The organism is Duganella margarita, from assembly GCF_009857535.1.
Lineage (GTDB): Bacteria > Pseudomonadota > Gammaproteobacteria > Burkholderiales > Burkholderiaceae_D > Rugamonas > Rugamonas margarita.
Genome location: NZ_WWCS01000014.1, coordinates 116,978 through 140,628 on the forward strand (window position 1 = coordinate 116,978; position 23,651 = coordinate 140,628).

A 23,651-nucleotide genomic window follows, 5' to 3' on the forward strand; every position below is an offset into this window, starting at 1 on the left:
TTGGAGGCGTAGCATCGGTAGTCATGAAAAAATCGCGTCCACTTAAAATATTCGCTGGCCTGCTCATCACGCTCCTGCTGGTGCTGGTGGCGATCGTCATCTTCGTGCTGACCTTCGACTGGAACCGCGCGCGGCCCTGGATCAACCACCGCGTATCGGACAGCATCGGCCGTGAATTCGCCATCAACGGCGACCTGCGCGTGCACTGGGAACAAGGCGACGCTGCCGAACATGGCTGGCGGCGCTACGTGCCGCGTCCGCGCATCAGCGCCAATGACGTCTACGTCGCCAATCCCGACTGGACCAGCACTGGTCCCAAATTGGCCAGCGCCGGCAGCATCGTGGTGGCCATCCATCCGCTGCCGCTGTTGCACAAGGAAGTCGTCATCACCGACCTGGCAGTCGACAAGATCACGCTGGCTGCGCAGCGTCGCGCCGACGGCAGCAATACCTGGACCTTCAAGGATAACGGCCCATCCGAGTGGGACGTCGATATCCAGCGCCTGACGCTGGGCGACGGCGCCCTGCGCTACCTCGACGACGGCATCAAGCTCGATCTGCGCGCCAAGGCCAGCGGCATCAATGAAGGCGCCAACGCGCAAAAATACGGCATCAAGTTTGACCTCAGCGGCAGCTACCGCAACGCCCCGGTGACCGGCGGCGGCAAAGTCGGCAAGGTACTCGCGCTGACCGACGAACACACGCAATTCCCCGTGCAGGCCAACGCCAACCTGGGTAAAAACAAAATCGCCGTCGAAGGCATGCTGACCGACCCGCGCGCGCCGGCTGGCCTTGACCTGAAACTGTCGCTGGGCGGCGCCAGCATGGCCGACCTGTACCCGCTGACCGGCGTGCTGCTGCCGGAAACGCCGCCCTACGCCACCACCGGTCGTTTGATCGGTAAAAAATCCGGCGCCATCTGGAACTGGACCTACAAGAACTTCACCGGCACCGTCGGCGGCAGTGATCTGGAAGGCACGCTGGCCTACAGCCCGCGCAAACCACGCCCGATGCTGACCGGCGAAATCACCTCGCGCCAACTGCGATTGGAAGACCTGGGCCCGACCATCGGCGCGGAGAGCAACCAGAGCAAAGCCAGTCGCGGTAAAGCGAAAAACCAGCCTGACGACAAAGCGCTGCCGGTGGAGCAGTTCAACACCGCCAAATGGGATGCATTGGATGCCGACGTCAAATTCAACGGCAAAAAGCTGATACGCACGCACGACATTCCGCTGAACGACATCCAGGCGCACATCAAGATGAACAACAAAGTGCTGACGCTCACACCGCTCAACTTCGGCATGGCCGGCGGCGACATCAGCTCCAACATCAAACTGGATGGCCGCCAGAAAGTGATCGACGCCGATATCCGCATGGCGGCGCGCCACCTGAAGATCAACCAGCTGTTCCCGAAACTGGAATCGATGAAGGCCAGCGTCGGTGAAGTCAGCGCCGACGCCGCGTTGGCCGGCAAAGGCAATTCCGTTTCCTCCATGCTGGCCACATCCAGCGGCGAATTGGGCGCCACCGTCAGCGAAGGCTCGGTCAGCAAATTCATCCTGGAGGCCGCAGGCCTGAACGTCGCCAACCTGGTGTTCGTTAAACTATTCGGCGACCGCCAGGTTCAGTTGAACTGCCTGGCCGGCGACTTCGTGGTGGAACATGGCAAGGCGGATGCGCGCCGCTTCGTGGTCGATACGCAGGAAGCCGTCATCAACGTCACCGGCAATGTGGACCTGGCCAAAGAGACGCTGGACCTGGACGTGCGTCCGCAAACCAAGGGCGTACGCATCATCTCGCTGCGCACGCCGCTGTACGCCCGGGGCACCTTTACCAATCCGGACGTGGGTCCGCAAAAAGGTCCGCTGGCGCTCAAGGCCGGCGCCGCCGTGGCGCTGGCCAGCATCGTCAATCCGCTGGCGGCCGTCATCCCGCTGATCAATCCCGGCAAGGTCGATTCGGTGGACTGCGGCGCCCTGCTGGCGCAAGCCAACAAGACCCGCAACGAGGCGAAGACCCAGCCGATCAAGAAGAAGTAAACAGCCGCACGCCGAACACCGGCCCCGCCGTGTGACCTGGTTCGGGGTCGAAGCGCACCACCACGCTGCTCTTGTCGCTGGTGAGGCGCTCCGGCACCGGATACTCCTCATCGACGAATACACCCGGATGGCTGCCATCCAGCTTGACGCGGGCGATCCGTTCGCCGTCCACGCTTATGTAGAAATCGCGGTTGCGTTCCTCGCCCCAGTAGCTCGCTTGCAGCACCAGCGGACCAGTCGTGCACTTCATGCGGAAGCTGAAGTAGCCGCCGGTACGTGCGTCCCTGCCATTGCGGCCGCGGTACGACACCGGATATGAGATATCCGATTGCAGGTCATGATCGCGCTCCGGTTGCATCTCGCCGAGGTGCATCACATCCACGGATCGTGCAGCCAAATCCTTGAGGCGCGCCTCCTCCTTGCGGAAAGCGACTTCCGACGCCGCCCATTCCGACTCCGTGTACGCATTGAAGTACACCGCCGCGCGCCGCTCGTACTGCGAGAAGAACGGCGCAAACTTCATGTCTCCCGGCCGGCCGCTGGCGACGCTGCGGTACAAAGCCTTGCTCTTGTCCGATGGCGCGAACGAACCGAGAATGTTGGCGCCGACCAGCGCCGGCGCCAGTCCGTCGAACGGTTTGTCGGCCGCCCCAAGATCGGCCGCCAGCACCATGGGGCCTCGGAGCAGCGCCACCACATGGTCGTTGCCGGCGGTGGATTCCAGGCGCAGATCCAGCGGCAACGCCAGACGCACCGTGTCGCCCGCGCGCCAGCCGCGGCGGATCAGCACATAGCCCTTGTCTTGCCGCGCCTTGTGCGGCTTGCCGTTGACCAGCAACGTATGCTGCGTGGCCCATGCCGGAATGCGCAGCGCGACAGTAAATGTGCTCTTTCCCGCCAGCCGGCGCACCTTCAGATCGATATCGCCTTCATACGGATAACGCGTGGTCAGTTCCAGTTGCGCAGCGCCAGCCTTCCACTCCACCGTCGACGGAATGTAGAGGTTGACGAACAGCGTGTCGCCATTCTCCCAGTAGATCGAATCACCATGCTTGGCGTGGCTCTCCATGCCGGACAATACGCAGCACCAGAAGTCGTTCTCCTCGCTGGAGTATTCGCGCGCCACGCCGGACGTCAGCGGCGTCATATACGTGAACATGCCGGTGCGCGGATTCTGGTGCGCCAGGATGTGGTTGAGGTGCGTGCGTTCGTAGTAGTCGAAATAGGCGGCATCCGGCGCCCAGCTGTACAGATGACGCGTCATCTTCAGCATGTTGTAGCTGCAGCAGGCTTCGCAGGTCTGCTCGGTGATGTGGGCGGCAATGGTGTCCGGCGCCGAGAAGTACTCGCGGTCGCCATTGCCACCGATGACGTAGCTGTGATGCTGCGTCACGCGCTTCCAGAAGAAGTCCACCGCATTGGCGTCGCTCTGGCGGCCGGTCAGTTCGTGCAGGCGCGCGAGGCCGATCAGTTTCGGGATCTGCGTATTGGAATGCAGGTTGGCCAGTTCGTCGCGGCCTTGCGTCAGCGGCAGCAGCACCTTGGTGTGATACAGCCGCTGCGCCAGCGCCAGCCAGCGCTTGTCCTGCGTGCGCGCATACAGCTCGGCGAAGCTTTCGTTAATGCCGCCATGTTCGCAGCCCAGCACCTGCTGCACCTGCTCGTCATTCAGTGCTGCGAATACCCTGTCGATGTAACCGGCCAGGCCCAATGCCACTTGCAGCGCCTGGTCGTTGCCGGCATAGGTCTGCGCATCGAACAGGCCGGCAAAAACTTTGTGCCAGTTATACAGCGGCACCCAGCAGCCGTTCAGGTCAAAGCCCGCCGAGCGAATCTCGCCGCGCATAATTTCGGGGAAGATCTCCTTGCCGTCGACGACTGTGCCGTCTTTGCGTTTGCGCATAAAGCCGGCCGCGTAGCCGTCGCCGTGCGCCTGCTGCACGCGCGCCAGTTCGGCGACGATGTAGTCGACGCGGGGCTTCAGTGCCGGCGTGCCGGTTTGCGCATACATCAGCGACAGTGCGGACAGATAGTGACCCAGTCCTTCGCCGGCGATGGTGTCGGACTCCCAGCCGCCGTAGATGGCGCCCTTGACCGGCAAGCTGGCGAACAGGTGATAGTTATGCAGGAAGCGGTCGGCGCTCAGGCGCAGCAAGTAGGCCTGGTTGGCCTGTACTGCGTCCGCGTACGCGGAAGGCAGCAGACGCACCGACGATAGCGGCAGCGCCTGGGCGGTGGCCGGCACGCTGGAGGCAGCGGCGGCTGATCCGCTAGCAACGGTGGCCGCGCCGGCGGCGCTCAATCCGGGGACCAGCCCCAGGCCGGCGGCGCCGCGCAGCACCAGGCGGCGATGATGGAAGGACGACAAGGCGCGCATGGAAATCCTGAATAGATTAGTATGCCGATAATGTACCGCGTCCCTTCTCACCCGTCTTGCGTGACAGGAGCATGAAAAATGACGAATTCCGCACAATGCCGATTGGCCACGACCAGCGGGCAAGGAGCGCCATGAGCGCCGTGCCGCATCAGGGCTGCGACCGCGCCATTGCCGCCGCTGCCCCAACCGCCGCATCGGACGGCGCCGACCACCCGCGCATCGTGCTGGCGACTACCATCCTGGCTTCCAGCCTGGCGTTCATCGACGGCTCGGTGGTCAATGTCGGCCTGCCGGCGATCGGCCGCAGCCTGAACGCCGACGGCGGTGTGCTGTCATGGATTATCAACGGCTACCTGCTGCCGCTCAGCGCCCTGTTGCTGCTGGGCGGCGCGGCCGGCGACCGTTTCGGCAGGCGCCGCATCCTGGTGTTGGGCGTCGCCTTGTTCGCGCTGGCGTCGGCCTGGTGCGCGCTGGCGCCGACGGCGAGCTTGCTGGTGGCCGGACGCATCGTCCAGGGCGCCGGCGCAGCGCTGCTGATGCCCAACAGCCTGGCGATTCTCGGCACGCACTTTGAAGGCGAGGCGCGTGGGCGGGCAATCGGCATCTGGGCCGCCGTCGGCGCGGCGGCGGGCGCCATCGGCCCTTTGATCGGCGGCTGGCTGGCCGACGTCACCGGATGGCGCGCAATCTTCTTTATCAACCTGCCGCTGGCCGCAGCGACCATCGTGCTGGCCTTGCGCTACCTGCGCGCCGATGCGCCAACGGGTGAAACGCCCGCCGCGACCCTGGACATCGCCGGCGCGGCCACGGCCAGCATCGGCCTGGCGGCGCTCACCTGGGGTCTGACGGTGGCGACCAGCGGCGCCGGGCTGCACTGGCAACCCGGCCTGGGCATCGTCATCGGCGCGGTGCTGATGCTGCTGTTCCTGCGCGTCGAGCAGCGCGCCGGCGACAGCGCCATGCTGCCGCTATCGCTGTTCCGTTCGCACAGCTTCAGCGGCCTCAATCTGATGACGTTCCTGTTGTACGGCGCGCTCGGTGCGCTGCTGCTGGTGCTGCCGTTCGTCCTGATCGAATACGACCACTATTCGGCCAGCGAAGCCGGCGCCGCGCTGTTGCCGCTGCCGGTGGTGATTGCACTCGCTTCCTCCACCATGGGCAGGCTGGCAGGCAAGCTCGGAGCGCGCCTGCCGCTGACGGCAGGCCCGATCATCGTCGCCGCCGGCTTCATGCTGGCCATGCGCATCGGTGGCGGCAGCTATTGGACCACCACACTGCCGGCGATGCTGGTGATCGCCATCGGTATGGCGGTCGCCGTGGCGCCGCTGACCACCGCCGTGCTGTCTTCGGTGGACGCCGCACACAGCGGCGTCGCTTCCGGCTTCAACAGCGCCGTGGCGCGTGCCGGCGGCTTGTTCACCACCGCGCTGCTGGCGGCGGTGCTCGGCGCGCAAGGCGCCGCCCTGCTCGACGCCTTCCACGTAGCGGCATTGGCCTGCGCCGTCACCGCACTGGCCAGCGCAGGCTGCGCCTGGCGCTGGATCAGCGCATAACTCAAATCGGATCGAACATCTCGCGGTCGATATAGCACCAGCCCCAGGTCTCGCCACGTTCGCCGGAGCGCATGATCGGGTGGCCGGTGGTGTTGAAATGCTTGGTTGCGTGACGGTTCTTCGACTGGTCGCAGCAGCCCACGTGACCGCAGGTCAGGCAGACGCGCAGGTGCACCCACTGGTCGCCGCTCTTCAGGCATTCTTCGCAGCCGCTGGTGTTGGCGTGGTGGGTGTGGATCTGGTTGAAGTGCTGGCACTGATCGCTCATCGCGGCCTCCGGATTGTAAAACCGCCAGTCTACCGCGTTAAGGCGAGGATGTACTCTCCCCTTGGATCAGTCGAACGCGCCCATGCCGGCCAGTGGACTGCCGTGCCGCAGGTGGAAGCTGCGCAGCACCGGCAGGCTGCCGTCTGGCTGCCGCGGGGCGTCCCAGCCGGTGGCCGAAACATCCTCGAAATCGGCATCCGTCACCGGCGCCGGCTGCGTCCAGGAGTTGTGCGCCATGTCCAGCCCTTCGGTGTGGACGGTCAGACGGCCCCTGTAGGCAATGTTGTTGCGCAGCTTGCCGAGGTTGAGCGGAGATCCGTCCGCCGCGATGCCGAGCATATTGTAGTCCGCGCCGTTGGAGAAGGCGGTGTTGTTGATGAAGTCCAGCGCCAGCGGATGGTGGTTGGCGTAAAAGCCGGCCGCCTTGTTATCGAAAGCGACCGAGTTGCGGATGATGTGTTGAACACCGTTGGGCACATACTTGCCGCCATAGCCGCCGGCCTTGATGCCATTGCCGTTGCCGGCTTCCAGCGGCGTGCGCGTGCCGGGCAGATAGCCCTGCTGCCATGCCCACGAGTTTTCGATGATGACCGGCGAGAAGGCGTTGATCAGGTCAAAGCCGTCGTCCGAATTGGCCCATGCGCGGCAGCCGCGAAACACATTGCCCGGCTGGTTGGCCTTGATGTGGGCGCCGAAACCGTCGGCGCTCTGCCCGGCGCCATTGGAGGTGTAGGGATCGTAGTTGTGGTGCGAGTCGCTGTTCAGCACCAGATTGTAGGCGCCGTCCTTGATGAAAAGGCCCGGCCCCATATTGTGGTGCAAGTTGAGCTGTTCAAAAATATTATGGCTGCCGCTATTCCACACGCCCCACGATTCGTGATTCAGGTGGTTCTCCGGCTGCTGCGGCGCGCCGGTCACTTCCAGCCCTTTCAGGTGCAGCCAGCTGCCGGTGACGTTAAATCCTTTGACCCGGCAGTCGTCCCTCATGGACGAGAAGTCGAACACCGGGGTTTCACCAGGATAGGCCCAATAGCGGATCGGCTGTCCTTCGCTGCCGCTTTTATGCAGACTCACGGCATTGACGGTGTCCGTGCGCGAAGCGCAGCTATTGACGCCAGCGGTATAGACGTAGCGCCCGCCGCGAAAATAGACGGTATCGCCGGCCTGTGCGCTTTGCTGCGCGCGCATGATAGACTGCCATGGCGAGGCCCGCGTGCCGGTGGCGTTGTCGTTGCCGTTCGGGGCGACGTAGAAATCTGCGGCGTGCGCGCCGGCGACGGCGGCGGCCATCAGGACCGTCAGAAGCAGCCGCTTCATCTTACCAGCCCATTTTCTGGCGAATGAACGCCGTCAGCTGGGCCGCATTGGCCTGGTGCTGCTTGACGCGTGGATGCCCCCCGAAACCGGTCCACGGGAACACCAGGGTATCGATGCGCTGGTCGCCCGACGCCTGCATCTGATCGACCGCCGAACGCACATAGCCCGGCCACTTGGAGCCCTCCTGCACCGCATCCATGCTGCCCAACGCGCAGACAATGTACGCGTTCGGATACAGCGCGCGGATCTTCTGCACAAACGTGCGATACGCGGCGATGCGCTGGTCGTCGGTCGGCATCGGCGACAGGCGCTTCTCGCGGTCGATCAGCCAGCGGTCATTCTGGAACAGGTTAATCACCACCACCTCCGGCGTCCACGCCTTGAAGTCCCAGTGGGTGTCGTTGTTGCCGACTGCGCTCAACTGGTCGTAAAAATCCGGCATGGTGAACGGGAACCAGCTGATCATGACGCCGATACCGCTCTGCGAAGTGATATGCGCTTCCGCATCCAGCGCGCGCGCCGTGATCGAGGCGTAGGACATGAAGTTGTTCTTGTCCTGACGGCGGTCGTCCGGGCCGTTGTCCGGCGACTCGTTGCCCATGCCGGAGGTGATCGAATCACCGAAGAATTCGATATGCCGTTTCTTGCGCGGCGGTGGCGGCAGCAGCTTGCCGCCATCGGCCAGCTCCAGCCCCTGGAAGAAGGTGCCGCCCTCCTCGCCCTCCGTGCGCTTGGTGATCAGGAAGCGGTGCGCGCCGGGCGTCAGGCCGCTGGCTACCGGATAAGTCTTGCTGCCCTGCGCCGCCTCGATCACCACCGGCTTGGCCAAATCGCCGTCGATGAACACATTGAAAAGGTTCTTGCCCAACTGGTCGTCCAGCTTGACGGCCAGGGCGGCGCCGGTGAAGTTCCCTTCTATACTGGTGCCGGGCCAGGACAGCATGGGACGCGCGCGGTCGGCGAAGTCGATGCGGCCGGTGTACTGCAACTGCGCGTTGTCCGGTTGAATGGCCACGCCAGCGAAAGCCTGCCCTGCCAGCAGCAATGCCAGCAACCCTGTCTTGAACTTCATCGATACGTCTCCTCTATTGTTGGCGGAACCGCTCCGCATGTCCGCTGGCGCGGAATTGCTCGATCATGTAATCGACAAACACCCGCACCTTGGCTGGCACCAGCTTACGGCTTGAATAGTATATCGATAGTGGCCGGATTTCGGCATACCACTCCGGCAGTACGCGTACCAGCTCTCCGCTGTCAAGCAGCGGCAAGGCGTGCGGCAGCGGCAGCATGGCGATGCCCATGCCGCCGGCCGCCGCGTGCGCAATGGCTTCCGGGTCGTCCATCACCGCCACCGGCCGCACGCTGGCCACCACTTCCTGGCCGGCCTTGTTTTTCAGCGTCCATGCGGCCAGCCGTCCGGTGGCCAGGGAACGCCGCAGCAGGCCGCGATGGCGCGCCAGTTCCTGCGGCTGCGATGGCGCCGGCGACGCTTTCAGATAGGCTGGCGACGCCGCCAGGATGATGTCTACCCGCGCCAGTTCACGCGCCACCAGCGCGTCGGTCAGTTCGATGCCGCCGCCGATGGCGACGTCAAAGCCTTCCGCGATCAGGTCCACCTGCCGGTTATCGAAGTGCAGGTCCGGCACCACATCCGGATAGCGGCGCGTGAATTCCGCCAGCAGCGGCACGATGTAATGGCGTCCCACGGTATGCGCCAGCGACACCTTGAGCGTGCCGGCCGGCTTGCCCGCGCCCTGACTCAGATCGGTCAGCGCGTCGCCTATTTCGCTCCAGGGTAGCCGCACCTGCGCGTACAGGCGTTCGCCGTCGGTGGTCAGCGCCAGGCTGCGGGTGCTGCGCTGGAACAGGCGCACGCCCAGCCGCAGCTCCAGCCGGTTGACGCTTTTGCTGACGGCGGCCGGCGTCAGCCCCAGGCGGCGCGCGGCCGCAGAGAAGCTGCCTTCGTCGGCCGCGGCGATGAAGGCGTCGAGATAGCTGCTTAATTCAGTAAACATGTCCGTATCTTATATCATTTGATACCAGCGGTTGAAACTGTACGTGATATTTCACGACTACCGCGATCAAGTGAGCAAGGCCATACTGTGTTCATCAACCAACCGAAAGGAACCAAATCATGACCTCGAACACTAAACTCAACGGTAAAGTCGCTTTCATCAACGGCGGTTCGCGCGGTATCGGCGCTGCCACTGCCCGTCGCCTGGCAAGCGAAGGCGCCAAAGTCGCCATCGGCTACGCCGCCTCGGCCATCGCTGCCGAAGCACTGGTGGAAGAAATCAAAGCCGCCGGCGGTGAAGCCGTCGCCATCAAGGCCGATGCCGCCGATGCCGCAGCACTGACCAAAGCCATCGACAGCGTGGCGGAACGCTTCGGCCGCCTGGACATCCTGGTCAACAGCGCCGGCGTGCTGCTGCTCGGCCCAACCGACCAGTTTTCGCTGGAAGACTTCGACCGCACCGTGGCCGTCAACGTGCGTGGCGTGTTCGTCGCCTCGCAAGCCGCTGCCAAACACATGACCGACGGTGGCCGCATCATCAACATCGGCAGCACCAACGCGCAGCGCATGCCGTTTGAAGGCGGCGCGGCGTACGCGATGAGCAAATCGGCGCTGGTTGGCCTGGTCAAAGGCATGGCGCGCGATCTGGGTAGCCGCAACATCACCGTCAACAACGTGGCGCCAGGCCCGGTCGATACCGACATGAATCCGGCCGACAGCGATTTCGCCCTGGGCTTGCATGGCCTGATGGCGCTGAAACGCCACGGCAAGGCAGATGAAGTGGCAGCCATGGTGGCTTACCTGGCCGGCCCGGAAGCGGGCTTCGTCACCGGCGCCGACCTGCTGATCGACGGCGGCTTCGCGGCGTAAGCTCAGTTTTTACCGGCTGCTTCGACGTAGATTTCGTCGGCGCAGCCAACAGCGCGGCTGGCGGCCGGCTTGGCGTTGGCCACCAGTTGCGGCAGTTCGCGGTCGGTGGCAAAGTCCAGCGCCAGCGAGACGCGAATCTCCTGCAGGTATTTGTGCTGCGTGCAGACCAGCGTGATGGTGTCGGCCACCTTGTCGCCGTAGCGAGCCTTGATCTTGTCGAAGAAGTCGCTCACGCGAATGCTCTTGCCGGTATTCCCCAGCACGATCTTGCCCACTTCCGATTCATTCACCACCCGCACCGCCGATACCGCCTTGATGAAGTAATCATCAGGCGGCAGCGACTGGCATTTGCCATGCTTGTTCCACTCGTAGGCGCCGAAGGTGCGCTCATAGTAGAAGTTGGGCATCCACGGGGCGATCTTCTCGATGGTGTCCTTGCTCAGCGCGAAAGGCTGGCCGCTGCAGCTGCCGTACTGCGTGCCGCACTCCTTCTTGTTCGGCCACAGGCCGTGCAGGCTGAGGGTCTTGGCCTCCAGCGTGCCGCCGTTCATGGCGTCGCATTCCGGTTTCTTGCCATTGTATTTGGTGTGCTCGCAAAAGCCGGGCTGCCAGGTGATGGCCAGCACATAGCTGTCCTGCTGGTTGGCCGCCGAACATACCGCACCGCTGGCGCCTTCCGGCAGACGACTGGCCTGCTGGTCTTCCAGCGCCGGCTTGCCGCATTCGCGCTGCACCCAGCGCAGGGATGGCTGCGCGCCGGGCACCTCGATGCGCACCCAGTCGTAATTGACCTTGTTGATTTCCCGGACCGTGTAGCTGGTGCCGGCGCTGATCTTGATGTCGCCCGGATTGGTGCGCTTGGCGAACGAGGAAAACGCCTCGCAGCTTTGGGTGGCGGCAAAACTGCCGCTGGCAGATTCACTGGCGCTGCAAGCCAGCGAGGTGAAGGCCAGCAGCGCGGCGGCGATATAGATGCGCATGAAATCCCCTGGTATTTGATCGAATTGCCAATATTCTACCGGAGGCGGAGGTCGAACGCCCTATTCCGTCAGCGGCTGCGCGTTTGCGTGATATTCAGCCGTTCGGCGTCGCGCACCAGGTCCGGCAACGAACGCGCCTGCATCTTGTCCATCACCTTGCGCTTGTGGGTCTTGGCCATGATTTCGCTCACGCCCAGTTCATCGGCGATCTGCTTGTTCAGCAGGCCGCCGATCACCAGCTGCATGGTCTCGCGTTCACGCGGGGTCAGGCTGTCGTGACGGGCGCGCAGTTCGGCCAGTTCCTGCCGTTCACGATAGGTCACCGCGCCGGCTTCCAGCGCGCTGCGCACGGCGCGCAGCAGTTCTTCCGGCTCCACCGGCTTGGTGAGGAATTCCAGCGCGCCGGCCCTCATCGCCTGCACCGTCAGCGGAATCGAGCCGAAGCCGGTGACGAAGATGATCGGAACGCCGGCGCCGCTGCGTTCCAGCTGCGCCACCACCTCGAAGCCGTCCACTTCGGGCATGCGCATGTCGAGCAACAGGCAGCAGGGCGCGTCCGGCAACGGCTGTTTAAAGAAAGTGGCGGCTGAGCCGTAGGCTTGCACCGTGTAGCCTTCCGATTCAAGCAGATTGACAAAGCCCTGGCGCACGCCTTCGTCGTCATCGACCACGATCACCACCTGGTTCATGCTTGCTTCCATCAAACTCGCTCCGGTAATCTGAATAACACACTGCATCCATGCGGCTGGCGCGGTTGCGCGGAGATGGTACCGCCATGCGCTTCCATGATGGAGCGGCAGATCGCCAGCCCCATGCCCATGCCATCCTGCTTGGTGGTGAAATAGGCTTCAAACATTTGCGCCGCGCCTTCTTCATCGATTCCGCTGCCGCTATCGTCCACCCGCACCGCCAGCTGGCCGTCCTGCGTACTGGTGGTGATGGCCAGGCTGCGCGGCCGGTCCTGCACCTCGCTCATCGCGTCCAGCGCGTTCACCACCACATTCAGCAGTACCTGTTGCAGCTGCACCGTGTCGCCATCGACCCAGCCGCTGGCGGCATTTAGCGCCAGCGTCACCGCCACGTTCTGGCGTTCCAGCTCAGCGCGCGAAATGCCGATGATGTGGCGGATAGTGGCGTGCAGGTCGAACGGCGCCGATTCCTGCGGCGCCTTGCGGGTCAGCGCGCGCAAGCCACGAATGATACCGCCGGCGCGCTGGCTCTGGGCGGCGATTTCCTGCAGACCGGCGCGTACCCGGTCCAGCTGCGGCGGGTCGCGCTCCAGCCAGCGCAGGCTGGCGCCGGCATTGGACGAAATCGACATCAGCGGCTGGTTGATTTCGTGCGCGATCGACGATGTCAGTTGGCCGACCGTGGTCACGCGCGCCACGCGGGCCAGCTCGGCCTGCGTCTGGCGCAGCGAGTCTTCCGCCGCGCGGCGCGCCGTTACGTCCACCGTGGTGCCGACGTAGACGGCGTTGTCGTTGACGCCGAACGGTTCGCCGGCGCCGGTCAGGTAGCGCACCTTGCCGTCGGCGTCGAGCAGACGGTAGTCGACCCGCAGCGCATGGCGGTGTTCGATGCCGCGGTCCAGCGCGCGCGTGACGCGTTCACGGTCGTCGGGGTGCACGCGCTCGATGAAGTCCGCCAGGCTGACTTGCGGCTGCGCCGCATCGAAACCGAAGATGCGGCAGAACTCCGGCGAACAATTGAGCATGCCGCGGTCCAGATCCCAGGTCCAGCTGCCGCTGCGGTTGATCTGTTCTCCCAGCAGCAGCGTGGCGCGACTTTCGCGCAGGGCTTTCTCGGCCTGGCGCCGCTGCTGGTTTTCGTCCAGCAGTTCGGCGTACAGGCCGGCCGTCTCCAGCGATACCGCCGCCTGCGCCGCCAGCAGCGACAGCACCGCCGCCTGCTCGCTGGTGAACGCGGCCGACGCCAGCCGGTTTTCCAGGTACAGCATGCCGACCAGGCGCGCCTGCTTCAACATCGGGATGCAGATGGCGCTGCAGCGCGGATAGCACAGCAGATAGGCGTCGCCGTCCCACGGTGCGGCACGCGGCGCGCCGGCCACGCCGACCGGCTTGAGGGTGCGCATCGCGGTGTGCAGCATGGTCAGCGGCAGATCCAGTTCGCCCGGCGCGGCCTGGCGCAGGTCGATCTGGATGCCATGTTCGCCCAGCACGGCGCTGGCTTCCATCAGCGGCGTTTCGCCGTCCATCCTGATCAGCAGGCCGCGCTGGGCGCCGGCGTGTTCCAGGGCGATGGTCATCAGCGTGCGCACCAGCGGCGCGGTCTGGATTTCTTCCGACAGCGCGCGCACGGCGCGGATCACGCTGTCGATGTTGCGGATCTCCGCCGTTTCAACGATGGAGATGGTGTCCTGCGCGGCCACGCCGGCACCCTGCCCTGGTGCGCGCAGCGGACGCTCCAGCGCCTGCAGCTCGGCCACCTTGCGCAACGCACCCCAGCGGCGATAGGACTCGATGGCGGCCTGCCGGTGCGCCTGGGCGCCGGTGGTGTGGCCATGCTGGCGGCACAATGCGGCGGCCAGTTCGTGGGCGACGGCGGCGCAGTGTTCATAGCCTTGCGCGTGGGCGTGGCGGATGGCCTGGTCGTACAGCGCCAGGGCGCCGAAGGCGTCGCCTTGCCGCTGGCGGACGGCGGCTTGCGCCAGCGCGTATTTGTCGGCAAAGGTGGCGGGATTGGATTCGGCCCACGCGGCCAGCGGCGCCAGGTGAGCGGCGATGCGCGCATCCAGCGCGGCATCGTCCATCGCTGGCAGGTTCGCCGGCTCGGCGCACAGACTCAATACGCTGAACAGATGATACTCCATCAGGTGCAGGTGGCCAGGCGCCGACCACGCCAGTTGCGCCGCCTCGGCCAGGCTGGCGCGCGCCTTGGCGATGTCGTTTTCCAGGAAGGCCGCCATGGCCAGATACAGCCAATGCCAGAAGCGCAGCGTGGCCATGCTGTCGGCGCCCGCCGGCGGTTGCAGCACGCCTTCGCCGCTGACGCCGCGCAGGTGGTCGACAAAGTCCTGCTGCACACGCAGGATGCCTTCGACGTCGCGGAATTCGATTTTGCCGACGAAAGCGCGGGCGCGGGCGATTTCGCCCGACAACGTATCGAGCTTGTCGCCGCGCGTCAGCATCATGCAGGTGCGGTGGCAGGTCTCGAATGCTGCCGTGGTCAGGTCGCCGACCGCCAGTGCGGCGTCGTAGCCGGCCTGCGCGCAATCGAGCGCGAAGCCGAGCGGCTGCGTCCACACACTTAACTGGTCAAGGCCCAGCAACACGAAGCCGGCGTAGGCGCGATAGCCGTGCTGTTCGACCAGCGCGCGCGCCGCCATGCCGTATTCAAAGCCGTCTTCATTGTGGCCATAGCGGTGGCAGACCTGCACGCCGAACCACGCCAGCGCCACCGCCGTTTCACCGCTCATGCCGTGTTCCAGGCTCACTTGCAGCGTGGCGCACAGGTGCAGGAACAGCAGCGATTGCGAGGTGAAGGTGGCCGGCGGCAGCAGGCTGGATAACAGCGCCATCACCACGGCGGTATCGGGATCGGCCTGTTGCGGCAGGCCGCGCAGCAAGGCGCGCCAGTCGCCTTGAAGGCTGGCGCGCAGGGCGGCGTAGGCGCGTTCGCATTCGGCGTCCGTCGGATCGGCGTCCATGTCGATGCCGAAGGCGCGCAGCCCTTCCAGAATCAGGCTGACCGCCAGCGTGTAGTCGCCGCGCCGGGTGGCGATATCGGCCGCCAGCCGCAGCACCTGGCCTTGCACGCGCGGCGCCGACGGCCCGGCGCGCAGGGCTGGCACCATGGCGGCGGCGGCGTCCAGATCACCGCTGAAGAAATGGCAGCTGGCCTGCTCCAGCGCCAGATCGAAAGCCAGCCCCGTAGCCCCGCTGTCGTTGCCGGCATCCAGCAGGCTACGCGCCATGCCCAGATAGGAAAGCGCCGGCAGGTAGGCACAGGCGCGGCGCGCTTTGCGGCCTGCCGTCAGGCCGATGGCGGCCATCTGGTGCCGCTCTTCGGCCGGCACCAGATGCACGGATTTTTGCAGGTGGTCCATGGCGCCGAACAGCAGGTCGTCGCGACCATTCTCCCGCGCGGCGCTGGCCATCAGGCGCGCCAGGCGGGCATGCAGGCGCTGGCGCGCTTCGCCATCCAGCTCGGCGTAGGCGGCTTCCTGCAGGCGATCGTGGGTGAAGACGTAACCGTCGGCGTCGGCCGACAGCACGTCTGCTTCCACCGCTACCGCCAGCAGACTGTCGATCTCGCGCTCTTCCAGTTCGTACAAGGCGCGCAGCAGCGCGGTGCTGCCACTGCGGCCCATGCAGGCCAGGGCGCCCAGCATGCGCCGGGTCGGCGACGGCAGCCGTGCCAGCCGGCCCAGCGCGATGTCGGCCAGGTTGTCGGTATAGCGCAGCGCGCCGACTTCCGACAAGCGGAAACGCCACTCGCCACTGGCCGCATCACGCGCCACCAGGCCTTCATCGACAGCGCTCTGCACGAACTGCTGGACGAAATACGGATTGCCGGCGGTTTTCTGGTACACCAGCGCGGCCAGTTCGGCGACCTGCACCGGGTCGGCGGACAGGGCCTCGGCCAGCATGGCCTGCAGCGCCGCCGGCGCCAGCGCCGGCAGCCCGATCTCCACCACCTGCTGGGCGCGGGCCCGCAGATGGGCGGCCGCTGGCGGCAACGCAGCGCCATCGGCGTCGCGGCTGGTCAACAGCAACAGGAATGGCAGGCCGCTGGCCTGGTCCAGCAATTGATCCAGCACTTGCAGACTGGCAGCGTCGAGCCACTGCACATCGTCAATCAGCAGGATCAGCGGCCGTTCGCGCACCGCAAACAATTGCAGCAGCCGGAATACCGTCATCGTCAAACGCGCCGGCGATTCCGGCGCGGCGGGCGTGGGAGCGTTAGCGGCATCGCCGGCCAGCAGCGCCAGCTCCGGCACCAGTGCGATCGCTAGTTCGGCGTCGTCGGCCAGCGCGTGCTGCACGCGCTGGCGCCAGAACGCCACTTCCTGCGCGCTCTGGCCCAGAATGCAACGCACCAGCGTGCGCAAGGCGGTCGACAGCGCGGCGTACGGCGCGGCGCCGCCAAACTGGTCAACCTTGGCGCTGGCGACCGAAGCGGCGCGCAGTTGCGGGTCGCGCAGAAACTGCGCCACCAGCGCCGATTTGCCGACGCCGGACGGGCCGTGCACCAGCGCCAGCACTTCCTTGCCTTCGGTCGCCACCTGCTGCCAGGCGGCCAACAGGGTGGCCATCGCATCGTCGCGGCTGTACAGGCGCGCCGGAAAGCGCAGCGCCGGCGCCCCGCCATGCCCCAGCGGGAATTGCGGAATCTGGCCGCGTTCGCGCCATGCGTCCAGACAGCGCCGCAGGTCAGCCTCCAGCGCCGCCGCACTCTGGTAGCGCTCGCCCGGCTGCTTGGCCATCAGCTTGAGCACCACCTTGGACAGCATCACCGGTACGGACGCGTGATCGCGGTGCGGCGGCGCCGGCTCGGACGCCAGGTGCGCATGCATCCACTCGCCCGCCGCCGCGCTGGCATTGCCCATGAATGGCAGACGTCCGGTCAGCAGTTCGTACAAGGTTACGCCCAGTGAATACACGTCGCTGCGGACGTCGATGCCCAACTGGGTGCGGCCGGTCTGCTCGGGCGACATATACGCCGGCGTGCCGCGCACCACGTCCGCCTGCACGGCGCGCGCATGGGCGGCACCGATGCGCGCCACGCCAAACCCGGTCAGGCGGCAATGGCCGGCGCTGTCGGTCAGGATGTTGGCGGGTTTGATATTCTGGTGCAGCAGGCCGGCGTCGTGCAGGCCGCGCAGCGCGCCGCAGATGCTCAACGCCAGCGGCAGGAACACGTCCGGCGCCAGCGGCCCGCCGGCGCGCTGCGACAGCGGCGTGTCACCGGTGTCCGGATAAATCAGCGCCATCACGCCGTTATGCCACGCCAGCCCTTGCGGCGCGCGCGACCACGCCGGCAGCAGGCGTTCACGCAGCGCATATTCGTTGTTGAGGTACAGTGACGCTTCGGCGGCGTCGCGTTCGGAGGCTGTCGTGGTAATCAGCAGCGCGCCGTGGCCGGAGGGTAAATGGCCGCGCAAGGTGGCCAGCACGCCATCCTGATAGAGAGGCTGGAACGTGTAATCGTCCAGGTTCATGCGCCGTCGCGCCCGGACAACGTTTGCTCAATCAGCGCCAGCAGGCGGTCGACGTCGATCGGCTTGTGCAGCAACGCGATGGCGCCGGCGCGCAGCGCCAGTTGCTCCATCGCCTGGTCGGCATGGCCGCTGATGAACACCAGCGGCAGGTTCAGGTCGAGCGCATTCAGGCTGGCTTGCAGTTCAAAGCCGCTCATGCCGCCCAGCTTGATGTCCACCACCGCGAAATCGATGTCGCCCAGCCGCGCGTAGGACAGGCAGGCCTCGCCGGAATCGAAGCACAGCGGAATGTAGTCGGCGGAGGTCAGCAGGTTGTCCAGCGCCTGGCGCACGCCGTCGTCGTCGTCCACGACGCAAATCAGTGCAGGCCGCACGCTCATAGTGTCTCTCGGTTCATGTATTGGGCTATTCGATGGTTCGAGTACCATCATACATGGCCCTTTCGGTGGCTGGCAGTATCCATCCGTATAGGTAACACAAGCGCAAGACGGGCAATTGTCCTACAAACGCAGTGCAATCACGCCGATACGACGCGGCCGCTCGAATGGCTAAGATGGCAATCACCCACTAACAGGAGTCCACCATGAAACAGTTCCATCTCACTGGTAAGTTTGCTTGTGCCCTGCTCGTTACCGCTGCCGTACTCGGCGGTTGCAAGAAAAAAGACGCTGACGTGCCACCACCGGTGCCTGAAGCGACCCCAGCGCCTGCGGCCACTCCGGCACCAGCCACGCCACCGGTAAGCAATACGCCGAGCACGGAAGGCGGCACGGCTACCCAGCCAGATCCGAACGCACCGCCGCCAGCCACCACGCCGCCGGCCACCACCGAACCGCCGCCAGCTAACCGCTAAGCGTTCCGACGCTAACGCCACCGCCGCGACCCGCACACCAATGCGGCCAGGGTCTGACCCCGTACGGGGTCAGACCCTTTCGTTCGGGGTAGCAAGCGCCGCCGCGAACGCATCGCGGGCCGCGTGCTGGGCAATGTCGCGCCGCCAGACCAGCATGGTCTGCACTTGCGCGATCTCGGCAGGCAGCGCGTGCACGCGCACGGATTTCGCCAGTTCGCGCTGCTTTAGCACTTCTTTCGGCATCATCGCCACGCCCATGCCGGCCGCCACGCAGCCAATGATCGCCTCGAACGTCCCGAATTCCGCAATCCGCGCCGGCGACACGCCGCCTTCGGCAAACCAGCGTTCCAGCCGACGGCGGTAGGAACAACCGCTGCGAAAACCCAGCAGCGTGCGCTTGGCCACATCGGCCGGCACCTTGACAGGACCGTGCAGAATATCGGTCAGCAATACCAATTCCTCGTCGAATACCGGCAATTGCGCCAGCTCCGGACGTTCCACCGGCCCTGCCACCAGCGCCACGTCCAGCCGATGATTCAGCACTGAATGCAACAGATAATCAGTGGGACCAGTGTCCAGCACCAGATCCACCTGCGGATACTGGCGGTGAAACTGCCCCAGCACCAGCGGCAGACGGGCGGCGGCGGTGGTTTCCATCGCGCCGATGCGCAGCTGCCCGGACGGCTGGCGGTCGCCGCGCATGGCCTCCTGCGCCTCGTCCGCCAGTTGCAGCAGCCGCTCGGTGTAGGCCAGCAGCCGCGCGCCGTCCTCGGTGATCAGCATGCGCCGTCCGGAGCGGTGGAACAGGCTCACGCCGAGCGACTCCTCCAGCTGGGTCAGCCGGGCGGAAACATTGGACTGCACGCGGTTGAGCCGCGCGGCAGCCTGGGTCACGCCACCCTCCTCGGCCACGGTTTTAAAGATGCGCAGGGATGAAAGCTCCATATCATTCTCAATAAAAGAATTATCAGTTCAGTATAATTCATTTTTAATGATGCGCAAGGACGTCTATATTGGCAACATCGACCTCTGGAGCCGCACCATGAAAACCGCCCCCTCACTGGCTATCCTGCTTGCCTGCAGCTTTGCCTTCATCATCGTCCAGCTGGACGTCACCATCGTCAACGTGGCGCTGCCGGAAATCGGCCGCGAGCTGCACGCCGGCGTCAGCCAGCTGCAGTGGGTGGTGGACGCCTACACGCTGGGCTTTGCGGTGTTCCTGCTGTCGGCCGGCGCCATGGGCGACCGCTTCGGTTCACGCAGCGTGTTCCTCACCGGTTTCGGGCTGTTCACCGCCGCCTCGCTGGCCTGCGCCATGGCGCCCGATGCGCTGGCGCTCAACCTGGCGCGCGCGGTGCAAGGCGTCGGCGCCGCACTGCTGGTGCCGAGTTCGCTTTCTATTCTCAACGCCGTCTACGCCCATGAGCGCAAGCTGCTGGCCCAGGCCATCGCCTGGTGGACCGCCGCCGGCGGGGTTTTCATCGCTGCCGGCCCGGTGCTGGGCGGCATCCTGATGTCGGCCTTCGGCTGGCGCAGCATCTTCTGGGTGAATATCCCGATTTGCCTGATCGGCTTCTGGCTGACCTTGCGCGTGGCGCCGATCATCCGCCACAACGGTCCGGCGCGCCACTTCGACATTCCCGGCCAGCTGCTGGCGGTGATCGCGCTGACCGCCTTCATTGGCGCGGTGATCGAAGTGCATGCGCTGGGTCTGATGCATCCGGCCGTGCTGGGCGCGTTCGCCGTGGCGCTGGTGGCGGCCGTGCTGTTCGTCCGGGTGGAAGCACGCAGCGCGGCGCCGATGCTGCCGTTGCAGCTGTTTAAGCTGACCGGTTTTTCGCCGGCGGTGCTGTTCGGCGTGTTCGTCAACTTTGCCTACTACGGCATCATCTTCGTGCTGAGCTTCTACCTGCAACAGGTGCGCGGCTTTTCGGTGCTGCATGCCGGGCTGATTTTCCTGCCGCTGACCGGCACCTTCCTGTTCGCCAACATCGCCAGCGGCTGGTTGCAGGCGCGGGTCGGTTCGCGGCGTCCGATGATCATTGGCGGCGTGCTCGGCGGCCTCGGCTATGCGCTGCTGGGCCTGTTCGGGATTTCAACCTCGGCCAGTTTCTGGGCCATGCTGCCGGGACTGGCGCTGATCCCGGCCGGCATGGGACTGGCGGTGCCGGCCATGACGACCGCCATTCTCGGCTCGGTTGAAAAGCATCAGGCTGGCACAGCGTCGGCGGTATTGAACACGGCGCGCCAGGTCGGCGGCGCGATGGGGGTGGCGGTCTACGGCGCGCTGGTGGCTGCGCCGGCCACGGCTGCTATCCTGTCGGGCATCGAGATCGCGCTGGGCGTGTCGACTACCCTGCTGCTGGGCGGCGCGCTGCTGGCCATATCGACCAATTTTAACCAAGGAGAAAAGCTATGCCATTCGTAAATATCCGCATCACCAATGAAGGCGCCACCGCCGAGCAGAAGCAGGAACTGATTCAGGGCGTGACCGACCTGCTGCAAAAGGTGCTGAACAAGAATCCGGCCACCACCTTCGTCATCATCGACGAGGTGGAGACCGACAACTGGGGCGTTGGCGGCACCGCCGTCACCACGCTGCGCCAGCGCGCCAGGGAGGCAGCGGCCAAGTCGTAAGTGCCGCGCCCCGCGTCGCCAGGGGCCGGAGACGCGGGGGGCGCGATTTATTCGAAAGCATCCCGATATGGCATTCAGCTCAATGCTACTACTCTGGCTGCGCAACACGTACGGCAGTAATTCTTCGTGGCCCTTGCAGCAGCACGAACCGATCGATCACGCCGTTGGGATTCTTTTCAAACTGGAGTTCCGCACCTGCAGACTCGGCAAAGAAGTGCGTCTCGCTCAGCGCCTTCAGCTCAAAAGTTCCCTGCCCCGTAAGCGATGCCAAATACTTGTCCCCGTCTCGTTTGATGTCGACCATCATCGGCATTCCTTCCATTTGATAGCGGCCAACGTAAGCGTCGAATGCCTTGTTGTCCAAGGTGATGAATCGGGCGGCGGGAAGGGCTTTCCCCATGGTGGCGAGAGCGGCCCGTTGAGCCACTTCATACGGTGGCGTCCTGCCACCATCGAGATTGGACAGCACCGCCACGTACATCTGCTGTTCCGGCAGGCGCATCGCAAACGACTCGAAACCGGGCACCCGGCCGCCGTGGCGTATCGTCATGGTGTTCTGCCAAGAGTCGCCGATCTGGAAACCGTAACCGTACTCGGAAGTTCCTTCTCTGGGGCGATACGGCGTGAACACCCTTTTCCAGCCGGCAGCGCTCAGCAGCCTGCCCGCGTCGATGGCCTTGTTCCAGCGGCCAAGGTCGTCCACGGTCGATAACATCCCGCCGGCAGAATAGAGTTGACTCGGATTGTAATGGGGACCGTGCACGAAACCGCCTTCAACGAGCGTGTGTCCCGCCGCCAGCGCTGTATCGCCGCGGCGTGCGTTCGGATATCCCGTTTCGTTCATCCCCAGCGGGAGGAATATTTGCTGTTCAAGGAACTTCGCGTATGGCACACCGCTGACCTGCTCGATGATCGCCCCTAGCAGGATGTAATTTGAATTGCTGTACTCGTATTTGGCGCCTGGCTCGAAGTCGAGTGGCCGTCGACTGAAGGTGTCGATGAGCGCGCTCGGCGAGACTTCATGGCCCATGCTGGATGGCCAATCGGGCGTGGTGGCGTAGTCAGGAATACCTGATGTCTGTGTCAAAAGGTGCTCGATCGTAATTGCCTTGCCCTGCGTTGGGTAGTTCGGCAGGTGACGGGTAATCGGATCGCTGACCGACAGCTTGCCTCCCTCCGCAAGCAACATGACCGCCACCGCTGTGAATTGCTTTGTCATCGAACCGATGGGCATCGCCATGTCCGGACTCAAAGGCGTATGCGTGAGAACGTCGGCCTCGCCATAGGTTTTGCGGAACAGCACCTGTCCATTCTTGATGACAAGAACGACCGCTCCTGGCTCACCCGGACGAAAGCGTGGCGCGATGGCAGCGTCGATACGATTGGCTAGCGAGACCTGGGCCGGATTCTCCGTCCCGATGTCGCCGGCCAGGGCAACCGCAGTGCATGCAAAAATACAAACCGCCATCGCCACATTCGCCAGCTTTAACATTCGCGTTCCTTTAATGTAATTGATATCGCGCAAGTAGCTGGGAAAGCGCTCCCCTTCCCCAGCCATATTTTTGCTGAGAAGATTTCTTAATCAGCAGGCAACGCTGACTGCAAACTCCATGCCAAGACCGAAAAAGAGGCATTTCAACTGCGGGCGTGAGACGGGTGTTCATTTCTGGACAGTGCGGCATGTTCGTTAGTGAACAGAGGCCGCGTCTGCTCAGTCCTTCATCGCCTGGAACAGCCGATGTTGCAGCGACTCCACCTTCGCGTAGCCACCGCTGACTTCGAACATCTCACCGCCACCTTTGTCCAGTAGGAGCGCCGGGAAGCTGCGCACGCCCAGCGCACGAGCGCGGCTAAAGTCGGCGCGAGTTTGGGCGATGGTGTCGGCGTGCTGCCACATGGCCAGGACGGCGCCGACATCCAATTGCAGTTGCGCCGCCACCACCGCCGACAGCACGCGGCCGTCGGTGGTGTCCAGGCCATCCACGTAGAACGCCTGCTGCAAGGCGTGGAACACGGCCAGCAGATCGGCCGCCGGCGCCAGCTTGCGCGCCGTGACCACTGCGCGGCAGACCGGCTCGGTGTCGTAGACGAAGTTCTCGCGCGCCATCAACGCGGCGCGGTTGAACGGCAGGCCGCTCTGCGCCTCCACCCGCTCCCAGTGCCCCAGGCGGAATTCCTTGCCGGCCTGGTCCAGCAGGTCGGTGGCGCCGGCGCGCACGCCGCCGACGATGATCTCCAGTTCCAGCCCGGGATGCAAGGCCATCAGCGCGGTCATTTCCTTGCCGAAGCCATAGCACCACGAGCACATGGGATCGCCCACGTACAGCAGCTTCATTTGGCGGCCTTCTCACGCTGGCGGCGCGTGGTGACGTTTTCGCGGTTGACGCCCCAGTTGTCGGTCTCCACTTCGTCGATGATGACGAAGGTGGTGGCCGGGTCCTTGCTCAGCACGCGTTGTAGCAGGTCGGTCGCGCCTTCGATCAGTTCCTGCTTCTGCGCGGCCGACACGCCTTCCTTGGTGACGCGGATATTTACGTATGGCATGGTGATTCTACTTGACTG

19 protein-coding genes are annotated in these 23,651 nt (G+C 64.8%); 6 read left to right on the forward strand and 13 right to left on the reverse strand.

Annotated elements, in window-relative coordinates; genetic code table 11:
• Window positions 1-23: 23 nt before the first annotated feature.
• Window positions 24-2,039, forward strand: coding sequence for an AsmA family protein (locus GTP55_RS20400; RefSeq protein ID WP_161046689.1), 2,016 nt, complete (start codon window positions 24-26; stop codon window positions 2,037-2,039).
• Here GTP55_RS20400 and GTP55_RS20405 read toward each other — a convergent pair.
• The gene (locus GTP55_RS20405; protein ID WP_229258077.1) at window positions 2,026-4,416 is read right to left on the reverse strand and encodes a glycoside hydrolase family 127 protein; all 2,391 of its coding nucleotides are present in this window, start codon (window positions 4,414-4,416) and stop codon (window positions 2,026-2,028) included. The genes GTP55_RS20400 and GTP55_RS20405 overlap by 14 nt on opposite strands.
• Window positions 4,417-4,487: 71 nt before the next feature.
• On the opposite strand from GTP55_RS20405, the gene GTP55_RS20410 reads away from it, so the two are divergent.
• A complete protein-coding gene (locus GTP55_RS20410; RefSeq protein ID WP_202423801.1) occupies window positions 4,488-5,969 on the forward strand; it encodes an MFS transporter in 1,482 nt (493 codons plus the stop codon).
• 1 nt (window position 5,970) lies between these two features.
• Here GTP55_RS20410 and GTP55_RS20415 read toward each other — a convergent pair whose 3' ends face one another.
• From GTP55_RS20415 to GTP55_RS20430, 4 genes are all read right to left on the reverse strand, one after another.
• Window positions 5,971-6,237, reverse strand: a complete 267-nt coding sequence (locus GTP55_RS20415; protein WP_161046690.1) for a UBP-type zinc finger domain-containing protein — start codon at window positions 6,235-6,237, stop codon at window positions 5,971-5,973.
• Window positions 6,238-6,303: 66 nt separating this feature from the next.
• The gene (locus GTP55_RS20420; RefSeq protein WP_161046691.1) at window positions 6,304-7,554 is read right to left on the reverse strand and encodes a right-handed parallel beta-helix repeat-containing protein; all 1,251 of its coding nucleotides are present in this window, start codon (window positions 7,552-7,554) and stop codon (window positions 6,304-6,306) included.
• Window position 7,555: 1 nt separating this feature from the next.
• Entirely contained in the window at window positions 7,556-8,626 is a 1,071-nt protein-coding gene (locus tag GTP55_RS20425; protein WP_161046692.1) for an SGNH/GDSL hydrolase family protein, read from the reverse strand.
• 13 nt (window positions 8,627-8,639) lie between these two features.
• Window positions 8,640-9,569, reverse strand: a complete 930-nt coding sequence (locus tag GTP55_RS20430; RefSeq protein ID WP_161046693.1) for a LysR family transcriptional regulator — start codon at window positions 9,567-9,569, stop codon at window positions 8,640-8,642.
• Between the two features lie 119 nt (window positions 9,570-9,688).
• Here GTP55_RS20430 and GTP55_RS20435 point away from each other — a divergent pair, with 119 nt between their 5' ends.
• Complete coding sequence (locus GTP55_RS20435; RefSeq protein ID WP_161046694.1) at window positions 9,689-10,438, forward strand: SDR family oxidoreductase; 750 nt, start codon at window positions 9,689-9,691, stop codon at window positions 10,436-10,438.
• A gap of 2 nt (window positions 10,439-10,440) precedes the next feature.
• Here GTP55_RS20435 and GTP55_RS20440 read toward each other — a convergent pair whose 3' ends face one another.
• The 4 genes from GTP55_RS20440 to GTP55_RS20455 form a co-directional block, all read right to left on the reverse strand.
• Window positions 10,441-11,418 carry a ribonuclease T2 family protein gene (locus GTP55_RS20440; RefSeq protein ID WP_161046695.1) on the reverse strand — a complete coding sequence of 326 codons (978 nt, stop codon included), beginning with the start codon at window positions 11,416-11,418 and terminating at the stop codon, window positions 10,441-10,443.
• Window positions 11,419-11,486: 68 nt separating this feature from the next.
• On the reverse strand, window positions 11,487-12,119 hold the full coding sequence (locus tag GTP55_RS20445; protein ID WP_229258078.1) for a response regulator transcription factor: 633 nt from the start codon (window positions 12,117-12,119) through the stop codon (window positions 11,487-11,489).
• Window positions 12,119-17,599, reverse strand: a complete 5,481-nt coding sequence (locus GTP55_RS20450) for a trifunctional serine/threonine-protein kinase/ATP-binding protein/sensor histidine kinase (RefSeq protein ID WP_161046696.1) — start codon at window positions 17,597-17,599, stop codon at window positions 12,119-12,121. Before GTP55_RS20450 ends, GTP55_RS20445 begins: the two co-directional genes overlap by 1 nt.
• Window positions 17,596-17,979 (reverse strand): response regulator transcription factor, encoded by a 384-nt coding sequence (locus GTP55_RS20455; RefSeq protein WP_161046697.1) that lies wholly within the window; start codon window positions 17,977-17,979, stop codon window positions 17,596-17,598. The genes GTP55_RS20450 and GTP55_RS20455 overlap by 4 nt, the downstream gene beginning before the upstream one ends.
• A gap of 203 nt (window positions 17,980-18,182) precedes the next feature.
• Between GTP55_RS20455 and GTP55_RS29615 the strand changes: the two genes are divergently transcribed.
• Window positions 18,183-18,452, forward strand: a complete 270-nt coding sequence (locus GTP55_RS29615) for a hypothetical protein (RefSeq protein WP_202423802.1) — start codon at window positions 18,183-18,185, stop codon at window positions 18,450-18,452.
• Between the two features lie 69 nt (window positions 18,453-18,521).
• Here GTP55_RS29615 and GTP55_RS20460 read toward each other — a convergent pair whose 3' ends face one another.
• A complete protein-coding gene (locus GTP55_RS20460; protein ID WP_161046698.1) occupies window positions 18,522-19,397 on the reverse strand; it encodes a LysR family transcriptional regulator in 876 nt (291 codons plus the stop codon).
• A gap of 97 nt (window positions 19,398-19,494) precedes the next feature.
• On the opposite strand from GTP55_RS20460, the gene GTP55_RS20465 reads away from it, so the two are divergent.
• Together GTP55_RS20465 and GTP55_RS20470 are read left to right on the forward strand one after the other, a co-directional pair.
• Window positions 19,495-20,880, forward strand: coding sequence for an MFS transporter (locus GTP55_RS20465; RefSeq protein ID WP_161046699.1), 1,386 nt, complete (start codon window positions 19,495-19,497; stop codon window positions 20,878-20,880).
• A complete protein-coding gene (locus GTP55_RS20470; RefSeq protein ID WP_110848282.1) occupies window positions 20,868-21,089 on the forward strand; it encodes a 2-hydroxymuconate tautomerase family protein in 222 nt (73 codons plus the stop codon). The genes GTP55_RS20465 and GTP55_RS20470 overlap by 13 nt, the downstream gene beginning before the upstream one ends.
• Window positions 21,090-21,177: 88 nt before the next feature.
• Here the strand turns inward: GTP55_RS20470 and GTP55_RS20475 are convergent, their stop codons facing one another.
• The 3 genes from GTP55_RS20475 to GTP55_RS20485 all read right to left on the reverse strand — a co-directional run bounded on the left by GTP55_RS20475 (window position 21,178) and on the right by GTP55_RS20485 (window position 23,633).
• Window positions 21,178-22,581: a serine hydrolase gene (locus tag GTP55_RS20475; protein ID WP_161046700.1), complete on the reverse strand. Its 1,404-nt coding sequence runs from the start codon at window positions 22,579-22,581 to the stop codon at window positions 21,178-21,180.
• Between the two features lie 219 nt (window positions 22,582-22,800).
• Window positions 22,801-23,424, reverse strand: coding sequence for a DsbA family protein (locus GTP55_RS20480; RefSeq protein WP_161046701.1), 624 nt, complete (start codon window positions 23,422-23,424; stop codon window positions 22,801-22,803).
• Window positions 23,421-23,633 (reverse strand): 2-hydroxymuconate tautomerase family protein, encoded by a 213-nt coding sequence (locus GTP55_RS20485; RefSeq protein ID WP_161046702.1) that lies wholly within the window; start codon window positions 23,631-23,633, stop codon window positions 23,421-23,423. The genes GTP55_RS20480 and GTP55_RS20485 overlap by 4 nt, the downstream gene beginning before the upstream one ends.
• Window positions 23,634-23,651 lie beyond the last annotated feature (18 nt).

What these genes read in the sequence shown, in the direction of transcription:
- GTP55_RS20485 (WP_161046702.1), bottom strand. Translation starts at nt 23,633, where the DNA reads ATGCCATACGTAAATATCCGCGTCACCAAGGAAGGCGTGTCGGCCGCG.
- GTP55_RS20455 (WP_161046697.1), bottom strand. Translation starts at nt 17,979, where the DNA reads ATGAGCGTGCGGCCTGCACTGATTTGCGTCGTGGACGACGACGACGGC.
- GTP55_RS20420 (WP_161046691.1), bottom strand. Translation starts at nt 7,554, where the DNA reads ATGAAGCGGCTGCTTCTGACGGTCCTGATGGCCGCCGCCGTCGCCGGC.
- GTP55_RS20430 (WP_161046693.1), bottom strand. Translation starts at nt 9,569, where the DNA reads ATGTTTACTGAATTAAGCAGCTATCTCGACGCCTTCATCGCCGCGGCC.
- GTP55_RS20470 (WP_110848282.1), top strand. Translation starts at nt 20,868, where the DNA reads ATGCCATTCGTAAATATCCGCATCACCAATGAAGGCGCCACCGCCGAG.
- GTP55_RS20440 (WP_161046695.1), bottom strand. Translation starts at nt 11,418, where the DNA reads ATGCGCATCTATATCGCCGCCGCGCTGCTGGCCTTCACCTCGCTGGCT.
- GTP55_RS20450 (WP_161046696.1), bottom strand. Translation starts at nt 17,599, where the DNA reads ATGAACCTGGACGATTACACGTTCCAGCCTCTCTATCAGGATGGCGTG.
- GTP55_RS20425 (WP_161046692.1), bottom strand. Translation starts at nt 8,626, where the DNA reads ATGAAGTTCAAGACAGGGTTGCTGGCATTGCTGCTGGCAGGGCAGGCT.
- GTP55_RS20460 (WP_161046698.1), bottom strand. Translation starts at nt 19,397, where the DNA reads ATGGAGCTTTCATCCCTGCGCATCTTTAAAACCGTGGCCGAGGAGGGT.
- GTP55_RS20465 (WP_161046699.1), top strand. Translation starts at nt 19,495, where the DNA reads ATGAAAACCGCCCCCTCACTGGCTATCCTGCTTGCCTGCAGCTTTGCC.
- GTP55_RS20415 (WP_161046690.1), bottom strand. Translation starts at nt 6,237, where the DNA reads ATGAGCGATCAGTGCCAGCACTTCAACCAGATCCACACCCACCACGCC.
- GTP55_RS20435 (WP_161046694.1), top strand. Translation starts at nt 9,689, where the DNA reads ATGACCTCGAACACTAAACTCAACGGTAAAGTCGCTTTCATCAACGGC.
- GTP55_RS20405 (WP_229258077.1), bottom strand. Translation starts at nt 4,416, where the DNA reads ATGCGCGCCTTGTCGTCCTTCCATCATCGCCGCCTGGTGCTGCGCGGC.
- GTP55_RS29615 (WP_202423802.1), top strand. Translation starts at nt 18,183, where the DNA reads ATGAAACAGTTCCATCTCACTGGTAAGTTTGCTTGTGCCCTGCTCGTT.
- GTP55_RS20410 (WP_202423801.1), top strand. Translation starts at nt 4,488, where the DNA reads ATGAAAAATGACGAATTCCGCACAATGCCGATTGGCCACGACCAGCGG.
- GTP55_RS20445 (WP_229258078.1), bottom strand. Translation starts at nt 12,119, where the DNA reads ATGGAAGCAAGCATGAACCAGGTGGTGATCGTGGTCGATGACGACGAA.
- GTP55_RS20400 (WP_161046689.1), top strand. Translation starts at nt 24, where the DNA reads ATGAAAAAATCGCGTCCACTTAAAATATTCGCTGGCCTGCTCATCACG.
- GTP55_RS20480 (WP_161046701.1), bottom strand. Translation starts at nt 23,424, where the DNA reads ATGAAGCTGCTGTACGTGGGCGATCCCATGTGCTCGTGGTGCTATGGC.
- GTP55_RS20475 (WP_161046700.1), bottom strand. Translation starts at nt 22,581, where the DNA reads ATGTTAAAGCTGGCGAATGTGGCGATGGCGGTTTGTATTTTTGCATGC.